The organism is Vagococcus vulneris, assembly GCF_003950515.1.
Lineage (GTDB): Bacteria > Bacillota > Bacilli > Lactobacillales > Vagococcaceae > Vagococcus > Vagococcus vulneris.
Map to the genome: position 1 here is coordinate 278691 of NZ_NGJS01000001.1, position 15086 is coordinate 293776.

The following is a 15086-nucleotide window of genomic DNA, read 5'->3' on the forward strand; positions in this document are numbered from 1 at the left end:
CCAATGAATCAATCTAATCTGTTAGCTTTTTAGCCAAGTAACGATCATTTGAGCGCCAATGACGATAAAAATACCAATAACGATGTTTTTGACTCCGTCTTGTGCCTCATCTAATTTCTGACGATTTTTAGTCATGAAATGGTACCCCATTAATGCAAGCATCACAGCCGCATAACTACCAGCAATCGCTTGAATCCCTCTGAGAATAAATTCTAGCTTTCCAGTAATAAAATCCATGGTAGATTCCCCCTTATCGTATGATTATCCCAAGTGTTGAGACGGTAATTTTCTTGTTTGGTCTTTAAAGGATTTCAAAGCCTTTTGAATGATTTCCTCGTTCTCACTAAACACTTCATCGTATTTTTCAGCCAGCCACTCATCAAAATTTTGTCCTTTTGCTTCTAGGATTAATTTTGCGGTCGCCTTTTTTTTCACAAGTTCTTTATTTGTTACTGCCATGGGTGGACCTCTCTTTCTAATGTATACTTTCATACGAATCAGGATTACACATAATAATCAATGACATAGCCGTCATCTTCCTGCTTCTTTTTTTGTGCTTTGATTTCTTTTTCTACTTTTTCTTGGGTCTGATTCGGCGTCACTTTTTTGAATTCTATTCCAGCGAATTGCGTTAATTTTTCAAGCTCCGTGTAATAACTTTGGGCATCTACCTTTTTCACCCACATCTTTTTTACACCATATCCCTCCCAAAAATAACCCAACTCTTTCAATCCGTAGCGGTATTCATACCCATTTTCAATTCCAATATAGTAATAGGATAAAAAAGTAGGCGAAATAACTGGTCGGATAAAAAAATTTTCTGGCTCTGCATAATTTAAAAAAAACTGAACTTCACGTTCAGCCTCCTTCAACGTATTCATTTCTTTTTGCCAAGTTTGACTCACAGTAAACCAATGGAACCCTCTATTTTTTAGGATATTTCTGAATGAACGACCATTTCTAATGATCACCATTCTTTTCTCCATGTCAGGTATAGTCGGTACTTCCCAGTTTGAAGGCTCTCCAAAATAACGATAAAGACCTTTATAATCATTTGCATCAGTTTCTTCGGTCACATCCAAGAGATCCAACAATCTTAAAGCAACAGCAGTTAAATATAGTTCATGTAAACGTTGGTAAAATGGCTCTGCATGATCGCTATCCCCCAAATCCTCATACTCTACGTGGTGAGCGATTTCATGTAAACAAGTAATTAATAAAAAACGAGATTCCCGTGATAAATTAAATATCTCAATCATACGTTCTTTTCGAATGTAATGAGCGTGTTTACTTTTCAATTCTTTCGGCCTGATGCGGATAAAGTAACTCAGATATCTCTTGTACTCATCAGGATATGTGTAACGCAGTACGGTATCGATTGTCCCTTTGATCAATGCCTCATCTTTACTCATTCAATGACCTCCTAACCTAAAAAAAAATCGATCAGCGAATCGATTTTCGTTACTATTTAAACATTCCTCTGTTCATGGTAATTTCGATTACGAAACGCTTCCTCAGCAGCTATATCCGCGTTTTTGGCCGCAAAGCAAAGAGACATAACCATTACTCCAGAAACCGCACCTAAAAGTAAACAACCCACACCAACAGCTATTGTAAACATACGAATCATCCTTTCCGTTTTTAATGCCCAAATAGAATAGGTTGCGGATCTACAAGCCTACCTTGAGATAAACTGCTATCTTGGCACAATTCTAAATGCAAATGACTTCCGATACTATTTCCGGTACTTCCTACATAACCAATCGTTTGCCCTTGTACAATGGTATCACCAACTTTTACTGAATATTGTTGCTGGTGCGCATACAATGCGGTTGTCCCATCTTCATGTTGAATCACGACATAGTTTCCCCAGCTGTAATGATACTCAGCTTTAATTACCTTACCGCCTTTAGTGGCATGGATTGGTTCGCCTTGTGCAGCCGCTAAATCTAAGCCTCGATGAAATTCGCCACCTCTCGGTCCAAAGGGACTCGAAATAGTATAGCTATCCAGCGGTACTTTATACCCTTTAGTATTGATTTGTACACCTTGAATTTCCTTATCGAATTGAGTGAGATCATACGTTTCAATCAGCCCATTCAATTATAGCAATAGGTAAACTTTTGAAAGATGACTACTCTTGCAAGTCATAATCATACAAATCTCCAGTTTTTCCCCTGCTCCACACCGTACGTGCGACTTTCACCGCATACGGCGTTCCAACTTCTTCTTTTCAATAAATAATAAATAAATTACATTCTTTACGATACTTGTTCAGTTTCTCAAGCTGTTTTCTGGTCAGCTTGAATAGTCGTTTATACTTTTCAATCGTTTGAGAGTTGGTCGCATGAATGAGTTTGTGGATACCTTTGTGCAACACAACGAGATTTTTAAACTCATCTGTTCCCTTCAAGAATTTAGGTAAGATATGGTGGCAATGTATTTCACCCGCTGTCAGAAACAATCCTGTTACTGCACATTTTCCATTTTGCATAGAATACTTAGAAATTCGGTTATCTGCATATTCTATACTCCTGCCTAAATTGCTAGCTTTTTGTAATTTTTGAATCTCTACTGAGATAACAAATTTGAGTTTCTTATGAGTCTCCATTCGTCCCTCTTCTGTGTAGTCGTTCAAACTTTGTTTAAGATTCCGGCCTATTCGCCATTGGACATCTGCTAATGGGAATAAGTAACTGTTTCCTATTTTGAACGTTTTCACTTTGTTTTTATAGAATTTACTATAAATACTCGGAGGACTCCTTGGAACTTCATAGACTCCGACAGATTTCAAACGATTATACTGTGTATATAAAAGTTGATAGGCTATTTCAGAGAAATCGACATTGACATGAGTAGCTACTCCAAAGTAATTATGAATACCTAGAACGTAGGAATTATACTTTTGAGCGTTTTGCCAACTCGGATTTTTCTGCAACCTTTTTAAGTGCTGTTTTATCTTTTCACGTATTGCCTTTTTGTTTTTCTTTGAAACATGCGTATTTGCCACATATTTCTTCCGCTTTTTGACTGTTTTTATTTCAAACCCTAGAAATTCTGAGTTTCTTCTCCTGAGGTTTGTTACATTTGATTTTTCAGGAGAGATTTCTAGTTTCAAATGATTGTTTAGATATCCTTTTACTGCATGAAATATTTTCCAAGCAGTTTTAACGTTTTTCGCAAAAATCTTAAAATCATCGGCGTATCTTACAATAAACATCTCTTTCAAATCACTAGTTCGCATTGCTCGATATTTATTCCGTACAGTGTATTTTCTTTCTGTCGGAAACCTTTCCCATTGAGAAGCTACCCAGTTATCTAGATCATTTAGAACAACATTCGACATTAAGGGACTAAGTATCGCCCCTTGGGGGCACCCCTTTTGTTGAGTCCCTAGATTTTCAACTGGCGCTTTCAACATCTTGCAGATAATCGCCAATATCCTCTTGTCCTTTATTCCAATCGTATACAGTTGTTTTAACAACTTCGAATGGTTGACATGATCAAAGAATCCCTGGATATCAACATCTACGACATAGTGAAACGTTGAATTATTCATCAAATGTTGACATCTTGCAATTGCATGGTGTGCTGATCTATTTGGTCGGAATCCATATGAATGCTTATAAAACTTGGCTTCACATATTGGCTCCAACACTTGCTTGAACATCTGTTGGATCAGTCGATCTCTCATGGTGGGAATCCCCAACGGACGAGTTTTCCCATTTGATTTTGGAATTTCTACTCGTCTTACTGGTTGAGGATTAAAATTTCTAAGGCTTTTCCGTATTTCCTGGATAAATTCCCTTTGATCTCTGATTTTGAAATCCGAAATTGTCATCTTATCCACACCAGCAGTATTAGAACCTGTATTAGACTTTATTATTCTGTAAGCAAGTAAGATATTGTTTTCAGATGTGATAATTTTGTATAGATTAATTCCAGCTGTTCGATTTTGCGAGCTCCGTAGATACAACCAATCAAAAGTCTTCTGCATATTGTAGTATTCGTAGTATCGTAATTTCGTACTCACTGATGGCATGTTTCTCCTATCCCCGTAGTCCCATCATCTTACTCGACCCTGTGAGTTTCATTTATTTATTATTTATTTTTTTCAAAGAACAAATCTCGGGACTATCCCTCCACCTTAATTAGAGGTTTCTTCGGTACTGTGTCCCTACTCTCACGAGAATTAAGAATTTTTGGTAGAATACCTTATATTCAACACTCCGATAACAGTCGTTTAAGTAAGTGTTTCTCGCTTTCCACGTTCCAATGATCCTAGCTTTACATCTATCCTTAGGTGCTTACTATAAGCCTGAACATGATTATAAGGTCCTTGTTCCTTATCCCGAATTTCATAATCAAAAATCTTACTTTTCGGTAATGTTCCTTGCACTCGCAACTTTATATCTTTTCAGATACATATACATTTAGACCCGTACATTCGTAAGTTCGTCGGTTCTGATCGAACATTCTCACCATAGATAGTTTATAGCGTTCCGACTTATCCTTTGCCCTATGAATTAGCTACTTCACTTAGGCATTGTTCAGCCGACTTTACCTAGCTTTACACCCTTGGTTACTGTTATAACCAAGAGCATATAGGAGTATTAAACCAGTTGTTTCGGCAAACATGACTGCTTTCATTCCAACTGTCGAATCATTAGTTGTGACTTACTTTAGTTCGTAAATCCTCGCTTTTCGTGCTAAGCACTTATAGCGAAACGTGTCGCACTTTGGTTGTATTGTGTATCTGTCGCATACCGTCCTGTAAGAAACTTCGTTGCCTCTTGGTATGTTTTTGCATTCGATTTCCAGACTCCTGCATAGAATTCTGAGTCTCCGGTGATTCCTTCTTTCAATAACGTTGCATAATCGCTAAAGCAGTCCTCGTAATTTTCGTAGACTCTAAAACCCGCTTGAGTAGTATAAGGTGTGCCATTCCCCAAATCTTCTTGAGTGGCCATTGAAACAGATTTCCCATTATGCGTTCCTTTAATTCCAAATAGATTGTAATTAGGTGCTTGTGCTAATTTACTTTGACCGCTGGCCGACTCTAAAATGGCTTGAGCGACCATCACTGAAGCGTATAACTCTTTTTCTTTGCCAATCTTCCGTGCGGATTCGCCAATTTTCCGTACAAACGAATCCACCGACTCATCTTTTTCAAAATGAAAAGAACCGTCTTCAGTAACGGTCGCAGAAGGAACAAGCTCCGCTAATTTTGAAGTTCCCTGTTGATCGATCGAAGGTTCTTGAATTAGAGTGGTTTCTGATTTTGGCGCCACTTCCTGTTTATGTGACTCCTGAGCAGGCTGACTAGGTTGTGTCGGTTCTGCTGGTTTTTGCGGTTTTTGAATAAGTTTTTCCTTTGGTTGCTCTTGACTATCAGAGGTAGTCGTTGTGGTTGAATCAGTTGTTTGACTTGTACTATTTGAATCAGAGCTGGATGGTTGCGTTACTGATTCACTACTTGTTTCAGTTGTACTACTTTCTTTCGACGTGGATGTGGATGTCGTAGAATCGTTGCTAGTTGAAGAACTGCTATCTTCTTGATCACTTGATTCTGTTGACGATTGCACTTGTTCCATTTTGTCATCATGATTATGTGTTTCATTCGCTAAAGCGTTTAATGGTATCGAAAGAAATGCCTGAGTAGATAGAAACAAAGCTGAAGCGAGTCTAAGAAATTTTTTCACATATATCCTCTCCTTTTACAATTAGGTGTCCTTTTTATAATTTGAGATCTCCCAATAACTTAACATCTCAAAAGCTTATCTGTTATACGGTAAAATCAACCTTCTTTTTGGTATTTTTTCATTGTCGTTTACATAAAATTCAAAATAACCTTGTTGGTAAACATTCCTATTTCCCTTTCTTTCGTCGGTTCTCTTCTGATTTATCGGTACTTTCTCATATTTGGCATTTCCATTCATTACTTGCTTTCCCCCGATGACTTGAATATACGTTTTATAGTTACTCTGAGTTATCAGGCCTACGATTGAAACATCAAATATGCTCTCTTCGTTGACAAGCCCATTTCCAACTATTTCAGCGACCTTATTAATTGATAGGCGGATACTAGCTAAATTATCCGCCTCATCAAAATTTAGTTTTACTTCTTTACCGATTGTCAGAAAAAAAACATTCGCCTCATTTTGCTTAGACATTTGGTGTTCTTCTCCTTCTCCCTTATTTTTTCTCTCAAAAATGAAAGACCTCTCTCAAAGAAATGCTATTTTATTCTTCTCACACGATTTGAACCATACGAAAATATGAGCATGCCTAAAATAAAAGTAAGCGCTACACATAGTGGACTCGTATTAAATAATTTAAAAACGTGAATACTAAACGTATCTACCCGATTGTAGACTGGTTTCTTAATGATAAACCTTTTGTTCTCCCCTTTAGTACCACTGTCTTTTTCTTCAGATTCTGTTGCTTGTTCCGATGTACTCTGGACAGAGGATGTATCTTTTTCATTGTTGTCGCTTCCTCCTAGAATTTGTTCACCTGGGGTACTGATGGCTTTTTCCAAACCTAAATTCTCTTTGACAACATGAGTCCCTTCGTTTGCTGGATAAGACTTATGAAATTTTGCTTGGATTAGTGAACGGTTGGGTGTATGAAGACCGCCTTCACACCGAAAAATGGTAATTAGCGCGGGTTTCTCTTTTTCAGGCGGATCTAGTAAATGGCCTTCGGACTGATTCACTGTTTTATTCAAATCAACGACGTACTCATAAATGGTTGTAAAATCTGTAACAAAAACAATCGTGCCTACAGTAGTTTGTGGAAGGTCTCTCAACACCCCTCCACCCTGTACTAGATTATGAGCCATCATGACATAGTTTCCTTTACCCAATTTTTGATCAGGATAATAAGTTCCCAGACCGACCATCAGATTATCATTACTCATTCCAGCAAGTATTTTCGAATGAACATTTGATGAAGGAATGAACACAGAACCAATGCCCCAACTATTAACGAGTTTTTCGTAGTTTAATTGAGCATTCGCATACTGTGCTGGGGTAACTGGTTTAATTTGTGTTTCATCAAAATTACCTTGTTCTGTCTTGCTTTGCTGGAGACTGTCCGCCTCTTTTTTGCTTTGAATGGGGTGTACTACTTTTCTTACTTGTTGAATTTGATTGTCAGAACGCAATAGAACGGTATAGCCATAAATATAAAATCCACTGGCTAAGAGTCCCACTATTAACCAAAGAAGCGGCAACTTTACTAAAATTTTTTTCACTGCTTGATCGCTCCTTCTAATCAAACCACCTAAAAGAAAGAAGCACCGGTTAAAGTGCTTCTCCTAACAATTATTTTTCTTCTTTAGTTGCTTTCTTTTGGTTTTTTACATAGATTGTCACGCCGCCGATTGCAGCAATAGCAAGAATTACCAAAGTAGCAACGCTGATCATTGTTCCAGCGGTTTGCGGAATTGATTTAGTTGGTGTACCTGGTTGTGCAGGGGTAACTGGTTTTTCAGGTGTTTTAGCAACCAATGTTTGTTTTTCGTTCTTTAAATCAAAGTGTTTTGCATATTCATTTTTGTGTTCTTTATCCGTATATGCAATGTGTGTTGCAACTAATTTTTCACCGTCTTTCAACGTATTGGCTTTATAGTTGTAAACCGCTTTGAATTCATAAGATAGTTCTTTAGCCGTGTGTTCAGATTCGTCAGTACCAACAACTGTATCTTTTCCATCTTTATCGATTTTATGGAATTGAGTCACATAGTAGAACGTTTTGCCGATATCTTCTTTAGGAACAGTGGCTTTCACTTCATCGATTAATTCATTGTCTACAGTCGGATCAAATGATTTGCCGCCGTCCTTGGTTACAAACAATGTTTCAATCGTTGGTGTTCCAGGAACAACCGGACGGATCGTTTGCTCTTTGTTGGTTAAATCATTGTGTTCTGCTACTTTTGGTCCATCTTTGATAAATAATTCTTCAGTAAACACATAAGAAACAGTATTTTCGTCTTTTGATGTATCTACCATTTGTTTGATCACATCTTCTTCTTTGTCGCCTTTTGCTACAAAGTCATGAGCGCCTTCCCAAACGACTTTCGCATTGTCGAAGTCGTCATTAACGACTCTCCACAATTTGATTTTGTTGGTGTATTCAATCCCTTTTTGCGCATTTGTAATTGTCGCAACATCTTGCATTGGTGTTTCTTTCGCTGGGGTAAATGTTTTTTCACCATCTACTGTAGCCTTAGTGCGAATTTCAGGCATTTCTTGAATTTTGTTTGTTAAGAACAATTTACTCAAATGAATCACGTTAGAACCTTCATTGATCTTGCTTTCTGGAACAGTCAATGTTTTGATTGCTTCATTTTGTCCGTCTTCCGTAATAGTGAAAGTATATTCACGTTTTTCTTTATCGAATTTGCTATTCACGATTAAATCTTTGATTGTTTTGTAGCCTTCAGGAGCTTTTACTTCTGACATTTTGTAGTCTCCGTAAGGGACTTCGTTAAATGCCCAATAACCATCGTAGCCATTTGCATCTGTTTCAGTAGTTACCTTGCGCTCTTCACCCTTGGTTGGGTCAATAGGATTTAAAGTAAACTCAATGCCATTATAGCCAGATTTTACGTCACCCGATTTTGAATCAACATATTTAAAACCATCAAGACTGAATTTAATCACGTTTTCTTTTGAGGTCGTTTTTGTTTCAATGACTTTCGTATCTTGATCTTTATATGTGATTGAAAAATTATGTTTCGTATTGTCGATTTGATAGCCTTCAGGGGCTACAAGTTCTTGCCAGTAATAATTTCCTAACGCCAAATGTTCTACGCTGGCTTGTTGTTCTTTGTCAGATAGTTCGAATTTGATTTCGTCGCCTTCCAATTTATTTCCTTTAGATGTCACAGGTTTGAAATTTTCACTCCATTTAACAGGCGTACCATCTTGGTGGAATAATCCATAAGTAGCACCATCAAAGGTTGCACGACCTTGGGTTTTCGCGCCTGTTTCAGCGTCTTCTTTAGTTAATAAAGTAGATCCAACAACTTCTTGGTTCGTACCTTTAGAACCTTCGATAATGATCGCTGTCATTTGGTCTTTATACTCAATTTTCACGGTTACTGGTTTGAAGGTGTTCGCAAAACCATTTGAAGCCGTTTTTTCTGTTACAACATACGTACCTAAAGGAAGGTCTTTTCCTGTTTCAGCATGACCTTTATCGTTGGTAGTTATTGTACGAACAACTTCACCTTTTTCAGTGTCTTTATGAATTTCAAAAACATTTCCAGCTAAGGTGTAGTTGGCGTTCCACATATCAGAACCACTTTCAACACCTTGTTTTTCAACTAAGATTTGTCCTTTTGCTTTCGTATTACGTTGCGTTAATGTAATTACTTGACCGCCAACTACGTCTCCTTCTACCACATCAGATTCACCTAAAGCAGAACCTAAAACATAAGGATTTGGTACGGCAATCTCAGTTGCTTTTACATGAACACCATGACGAACGTCCTTAATGGTTGCTTCACCATTGGCATTAGTTGTTACTGTTTGGGTTGCTGGGGCACCATTCCCTGAGAATTCAACTTTGAATTGAGTATTTGGAACGACTTCACCAGTTTCTTTGTCTACCTTTTTGATCTTGATATCGCCAGCCGTTTTGATTTTGAATTTTACTGTATAAGAGGCTGGGGCTTTTACGCTAGGTAAGTAAACGGTTTGAGAACCAGTTTTCTCTAAAGCAATTGGTGTACCTTCCATATAACTTCGTTTAAAAGCAATGCTTCCATTTTGTACACTAGGATCAGTAGGCGTTACGTCGACTGATTTCCCATCTGCAGCAATGTTCCAATTTACCTTAGCACTATTCGATACTTGTGTATCGTATGAATGTAAATCAACGGAAGATGGCAACGTTTTGGTTTCGCCAAAGACTAAATCAACCGTTTTACCATTGAATTCTGGTGAACGTTTGTATTCAGCAATGCCATCATACAATTTTTGTTTTTTAGCTTGGAAATCTGGAATCCCATTGATAGCATTCACTTTGATTCCATATTGTGGTAATAATTCCCAAATCGCGGCTTGTGTTGTAATACGATCAGCATTCGTCCAATTTGAACCAAATGCATACGCTGTATTCCAAACGACACTGGCAATTTGAGCGTCAACTGGAATAGCATTCACACCAACGGCTTCATATCCTGGGTTTACACTTGAACCGAAGGGGACACCAGGCTCGATACAAAATACGGTTTTATCGTTTCCACCACCATCAGGTGAAACTGCCATTGCAGCAGTTTGGTCTGACCAAGGTGCGCCATGTTTTGTCCCTGTCATAGTATAGACTTTGTTCGTATCATAGTACACTTGACCTGTTTCTCCAGGCTTCATTGTTAAACTTGGATCGATTGCAGCATTCGCTGAAGTTGAATGAAGTCCAATCCCTAAAACGACCGTTGCCATTCCCAACAATGAAAATAGGAATTTCGACATTTTACTTTTTTTTCTTAATAAATCCACATAAATCATCCCTTCTTGTTTAAAAGCAAATAGGCACGTAACGGTATCCATTACGTGCCTTCCTACATATTCAATTGTGTTTCTATACAATCCCCCCTTTCACTAAAATTCTATAATGAACATATAAAAAAATGGCATTACCGAAAAGAAAAAAGACACCTAAGAAAAATTCATTCTTAAGTGTTTTTGAATTGGTTTTATTTTATTGTTGCCCCTAAAATGCCACATATTTCTATAACTATATTCCGTTTGTTATAAAGGCATTGTTTTCATTAAATCCCATAAATTAGAAATTCCAAAGATACTTTTCCAATATAGGCATACTGTACAAGTCGAACTGTATTTGGAATGTCTTTACCATTTTCATATTTATCCATTGACCATTTTGTAATGGGTGGAGAAAAAAATTTTCCAAAGTCTTCTCTTTCCAAACGATGATCTCTTCTAATTTTTCGTAATCTCAAACCCATTCGGTAAGAATCTAATCTTTCGAAACTTCTAATCTCTTTCCCTTTTGCCAACATATGACTAAAATTGTCTCCAAATAAGATATAAGAAACAGTAACATTGCCTATATAAGCAACATTCATTAATCTTTCAATATCAGGAATATTCATTCCTTTTTCCCATCTATTCAAAACGTTTTTTCCAACTGGACGTGTAAAATTCTTTCCAAACTTTTCGAGTGTTTCTCCTCTTAGCTTTCGGATAACTTGAATCCTTTCTCCCAGTGCATCTTTATCTACAATTGGGAAGTTAAAAGAACCATCCTTTTGTTTGATTTCCAGCAACATTTCTTTTTCTTTATCGAGTAAAAATATAGTGATTCTTCTTTGTAATTCTTTTGAAGGTTTTCTTTTTCTATTTAAAAAATAAGATAGTGAAACTTCACTAATCTCCATTTCAAAAGCTAAATTTTTATTAGATAAGTCGTTGATGTCTCTATAATGAATTAGCTGATCAATAAGACAATCAACTTCATCATTCTTAAGTAAAGTATCTATATTCAAAACTTTACTTAAGGCATTGTCTATCTCTTTTGATATCTTTCTCGTTCCTTTCTCATACTTGACTAAAGCACTTTGAGAAATTCCGCTCAACTCAGCTAACTTCGTTTGAGACATTTTTTGTTCTTTCCTTAAAGATTTAAGAAGATCTCCAGAATAATTTTCAGACACGAAAAAAGCACCTCCTTATGAGATGCTTTTATCGTACACTGACAGTTAATAATCTTCAAGGAAAATATTCCATTTTTGTTAATTCATTTCCAACCGTGACAACCGTATGACAGCAAAAACTTTTTTAAACAGTTAAATCACGCTTTTTTTGCTACTCAAAAATATTGATTTAATAGGCTTTTCACTTTGAAGCAAGCTATTTCGCGTTATCTTGTTCGTCCATCTTCAGAACAGCCATAAAGGCTTCTTGCGGTACTTCGACCGATCCGATAGACTTCATGCGTTTTTTACCTTCTTTTTGCTTCTCTAATAATTTACGTTTACGAGAAACATCACCACCGTAACATTTAGCTAATACGTTTTTACGCAAGGCTTTAATATCAGTACGTGCCACGATTTTTGTCCCGATTGCTGCTTGAATCGGCACTTCAAATTGTTGGCGTGGTATTAACTTACGCAATTTCTCTACAATCGCACGACCACGCTCGTAGGCAAACTCTTTATGGACAATAAAGCTTAACGCATCAACCGTTTCAGCATTCAGTAAAATATCCATTTTCACTAAATTGCTTTGGCGGTAACCGATTAATTCATAATCAAATGACGCATAGCCTTTGGTACTTGATTTTAGTTTATCGAAAAAGTCAAAAACAATTTCTGATAATGGTAAATTATAGACCACATTTACCCGATAATCATCAAGGTAATCCATTGTGACAAATTCTCCACGTTTTCGTTGTGAAATTTCCATAACGGCACCGACATAGTCATTAGGTACCATAATCTGTGCTTTAACAAAAGGCTCTTCAACTGAAGCAATCGCACTTGGTTCTGGGAAATCTGCAGGATTATCAACTGTTATTTTTGTTCCGTCGGTTTTGTTAACATGATAGATAACTGATGGTGCTGTTGTGATTAAATCTAAATTAAACTCGCGCTCCAAACGCTCTTGAATTACATCCATATGTAATAACCCTAAGAATCCACAACGGAAACCAAAGCCTAAAGCCTGTGACGTTTCAGCTTCAAACTCTAACGCTGAATCATTTAGCTGTAATTTTTCCAAAGCTTCACGCAAGTCGTTATATTTTGATGTATCAATTGGATAAAGTCCACAATAAACCATCGGATTCATTCGGCGATATCCTTCTAATGCTTCTTTAGCTGGGTTGTCAGCTAGAGTAATCGTATCACCGACACGTGTATCAGAAATATTTTTGATGCTTGCGGTCACATAACCAACGTCACCAACCATTAGCATTTCTCTCGGAACTGCTTTCGGTGAAAAGATGCCAACTTCGGCTACTTCATATTCTTTACCATTACTCATCAATTGAATCTTGTCACCAGGTCTAATAACACCATCCATCACACGAACGTTAAGCACTACACCGCGATAAGCATCGTAAACCGAATCAAAAATCAACGCTTTTAACGGAGATTCCAAATCACCCTCTGGTGCAGGGACATACTCGACAATTTGTTCTAGTATATCTTCAATACCGATACCTGCTTTTGCACTGGCTAAGACCGCCTCGCTGGCATCAATACCAATAACATCTTCAATTTCTTTGCGAACTCGTTCCGGATCAGCTGCAGGTAAGTCAATTTTATTAATAACTGGTAATATTTCTAAATCATTATCAACAGCTAGGTAGACGTTTGCAAGAGTCTGCGCTTCGATCCCTTGCGCCGCATCAACGACTAATATAGCACCTTCACATGCTGCTAAACTTCGTGACACTTCATATGTAAAATCGACGTGCCCCGGTGTATCAATCAGGTGAAAAATATATTCTTTTCCATCTTTCGCATTATAAGCTAACTCAACGGCATTTAATTTAATAGTAATCCCGCGTTCTCTTTCTAAATCCATTGAATCCAATAATTGATCTTGCATTTCTCGATCAGAAACAGTTTCTGTTTGTTGTAAAATGCGATCGGCCAATGTAGATTTACCATGGTCAATATGTGCTATGATGGAGAAGTTACGAATAGACTCCTGTCTTTTTTTCATTTCTTCTAAATTCATTGTACTCCTCACTTTCTATTCAATCAGCATTTCTAATTATAGCAACCTTTTGTGCCTTTTTAAAGTATTTTCATACTTAGTTTGATATAATAAACTATGAATAAACTATTAGGAGTTTTAATTATGAATGGTGAAGACGTCAAAAAGGTACTGACTTTAAAGAAAGTGGAACTCAAGTATTTAAAACAATTTAACGAACTACTACGATATGTTTTCCAAGTAACTGACTCAGACTTAGAAGAAGGCGGTTATGAGGATGAATCTGAGATTATCCGTGCAAAACGACCGGTTCTTCGTGAAGCTGACGTATTCGGTTGGTTTAACGAAGAGGATAAACTCATCTCACAAATTGCGATTTATCCATGTGAAGTGAATATCCATGATACAATTTATGATATGGCCGGTGTCACAGGTGTAGGTACCTACCCTGAATATGCGAATCGCGGCTTAATGAATGATCTAATCATCATTGCTCTTAAAAAAATGCGTGAAAATCGACAATTTATTTCCTATCTATATCCCTACAGTATTCCATACTATCGCCGTAAAGGTTGGGAAATCATGTCTGATAAAATTGCATTTGAAATCAAAGACTCCCAACTACCAAAACGTGTTGATGTGCCTGGTCGTGTCGAGCGAGAATCAATTTTTCATGATGATGTTTATAATGTCTATAATGTTTTTTCTGAGCAAAATCATGGGGCAATGATTCGAAAAGATTTAAATTGGGAAGAATATTGGCGTTGGGAAAAAGAAGAAGAAAGAACTGCTGCAATTTACTACAACAAAGATGGTGAACCGCAAGGATTTTGTTTTTATTGGATTGCTGAAGAGGTTTTCCATATTAAAGAAATGGTTTATCTCAACCAAGAAGCCCGTTTAGGTTTATGGAATTTTGTATCAGCTCATTTTTCAATGGTAGAATTTGTTAAAGGAACAACCTATAAGAATGAACCGATTGCTTTTCTTTTTGAGGATAGTGAAATAAAGGAAATTATCGAGCCATACTTCATGGCACGAATTGTTGATGTTGAAGAGTTCATAAAAAAATACCCTTTTATCACCACTGGAAAGCCATTCCATTTCATTGTTGAAGATGAACTTGCAGAGTGGAACAATCGTATCTTCAGCTTATTATGGGACGAAAACGATGAATTAACCATTACAAACGAACCAATTGGAAATCCAGTCTATGTTGATATCCAAACCCTAACCGCTCTATTTATGAGTTATAAGCGTCCTTCTTATTTATATAGAATTGAACGGTTAAAAACAGATAAAGAAACATTACGAACTCTAGAAAGAATTATCCCCGATCAAGAAGCTTATTTTAGCGATTACTTTTAAAAAAAGCACTCCAACCGG

The 15086-nt window shown here is 37.0% G+C and carries 12 protein-coding genes and 1 pseudogene; 1 reads left to right on the top strand and 12 read right to left on the bottom strand.

Annotated features, from left to right (window positions below; genetic code table 11):
• Positions 1-21 precede the first annotated feature (21 nt).
• From CBF37_RS01325 to lepA, 12 genes and pseudogenes are all read right to left on the bottom strand, one after another.
• Positions 22-237, bottom strand: a complete 216-nt coding sequence (locus tag CBF37_RS01325; protein ID WP_002350151.1) for a hypothetical protein — start codon at positions 235-237, stop codon at positions 22-24.
• A gap of 24 nt (positions 238-261) precedes the next feature.
• Positions 262-459, bottom strand: a complete 198-nt coding sequence (locus CBF37_RS01330; protein WP_042958042.1) for a hypothetical protein — start codon at positions 457-459, stop codon at positions 262-264.
• A gap of 44 nt (positions 460-503) precedes the next feature.
• Positions 504-1412, bottom strand: coding sequence for a hypothetical protein (locus CBF37_RS01335; protein ID WP_002350149.1), 909 nt, complete (start codon positions 1410-1412; stop codon positions 504-506).
• Positions 1413-1468: 56 nt separating this feature from the next.
• Positions 1469-1630, bottom strand: coding sequence for a hypothetical protein (locus CBF37_RS11565; RefSeq protein ID WP_002350148.1), 162 nt, complete (start codon positions 1628-1630; stop codon positions 1469-1471).
• Between the two features lie 11 nt (positions 1631-1641).
• A pseudogene (locus tag CBF37_RS01340) lies at positions 1642-2103 on the bottom strand (M23 family metallopeptidase); the annotation flags it as partial.
• Positions 2104-2233: 130 nt separating this feature from the next.
• Positions 2234-4042 carry a group II intron reverse transcriptase/maturase gene (gene ltrA, locus CBF37_RS01345; RefSeq protein WP_206168022.1) on the bottom strand — a complete coding sequence of 603 codons (1809 nt, stop codon included), beginning with the start codon at positions 4040-4042 and terminating at the stop codon, positions 2234-2236.
• Positions 4043-4709: 667 nt separating this feature from the next.
• Positions 4710-5702 (bottom strand): glucosaminidase domain-containing protein, encoded by a 993-nt coding sequence (locus CBF37_RS01350; protein ID WP_125982928.1) that lies wholly within the window; start codon positions 5700-5702, stop codon positions 4710-4712.
• 75 nt (positions 5703-5777) lie between these two features.
• The gene (locus CBF37_RS01355; protein ID WP_002350146.1) at positions 5778-6173 is read right to left on the bottom strand and encodes a hypothetical protein; all 396 of its coding nucleotides are present in this window, start codon (positions 6171-6173) and stop codon (positions 5778-5780) included.
• Positions 6174-6238: 65 nt separating this feature from the next.
• Positions 6239-7282 carry a class A sortase gene (locus CBF37_RS01360; RefSeq protein WP_105467003.1) on the bottom strand — a complete coding sequence of 348 codons (1044 nt, stop codon included), beginning with the start codon at positions 7280-7282 and terminating at the stop codon, positions 6239-6241.
• A gap of 46 nt (positions 7283-7328) precedes the next feature.
• Positions 7329-10562, bottom strand: a complete 3234-nt coding sequence (locus CBF37_RS01365; protein WP_002350144.1) for a SpaA isopeptide-forming pilin-related protein — start codon at positions 10560-10562, stop codon at positions 7329-7331.
• A gap of 221 nt (positions 10563-10783) precedes the next feature.
• A complete protein-coding gene (locus CBF37_RS01370) occupies positions 10784-11689 on the bottom strand; it encodes a helix-turn-helix domain-containing protein (RefSeq protein WP_002350143.1) in 906 nt (301 codons plus the stop codon).
• Positions 11690-11885: 196 nt separating this feature from the next.
• Positions 11886-13721, bottom strand: coding sequence for a translation elongation factor 4 (gene lepA, locus CBF37_RS01375; RefSeq protein WP_125982929.1), 1836 nt, complete (start codon positions 13719-13721; stop codon positions 11886-11888).
• 123 nt (positions 13722-13844) lie between these two features.
• Between lepA and CBF37_RS01380 the strand changes: the two genes are divergently transcribed.
• Positions 13845-15068 carry a GNAT family N-acetyltransferase gene (locus CBF37_RS01380; protein WP_125982930.1) on the top strand — a complete coding sequence of 408 codons (1224 nt, stop codon included), beginning with the start codon at positions 13845-13847 and terminating at the stop codon, positions 15066-15068.
• Positions 15069-15086 lie beyond the last annotated feature (18 nt).